Origin of the sequence: Epilithonimonas sp. JDS, from assembly GCF_021261315.1 — a bacterium.
In the GTDB taxonomy this organism is placed as follows: Bacteria; Bacteroidota; Bacteroidia; order Flavobacteriales; family Weeksellaceae; genus Epilithonimonas.
The window spans coordinates 1-542 of the sequence record NZ_JAJSAX010000020.1; the positions used below are offsets into that span (position 1 = coordinate 1).

Sequence of the window (542 nt, forward strand, 5' to 3'; positions counted from 1 at the left end):
ATTTTCCAACTTTACGATTTAAAGCAGATAATGGAAATGATTTTCCACAATGGGATATGAAATTTGGGAATGAAATTTTCCAAAATATATCAGATAAAAATCATAATTCTGACTTACCAATTCTTGCTATTACCCAAGATTATGGAGCAATCCCTAGAGATTTAATTGATTACAAAATTTCAGTTACAGATAAAAGTGTTGAGAGTTATAAAGTTGTTAAAAAAGGAGATTTCATAATTAGTTTAAGGTCTTTTCAAGGTGGAATTGAGTATTCGGATTATCAAGGAATTTGTAGTCCAGCTTACATTGTATTACGACCTACAATTACAATAGATAAAATATTTTATAAATATTATTTAAAAACTAAAAAATATATAACCCATCTTAACCGAAAATTAGAAGGAATAAGAGATGGAAAGATGATTAGCTATAAATATTTTTCTGACATTGCGCTACCTCTACCATCAATTGCTGAACAAAGCAAAATTTCTTCATTTTTATCTCTTATTGAAATTCGCATCCACACCCAAAAGAAAATAATT

At 27.7% G+C, this 542-nt stretch carries 1 protein-coding gene; it reads left to right on the plus strand.

What is annotated here, in order from left to right:
• Nucleotides 1-542 (plus strand): restriction endonuclease subunit S (locus LUD75_RS19080; RefSeq protein WP_232707397.1); only part of this gene is annotated, 542 nt, incomplete at both ends.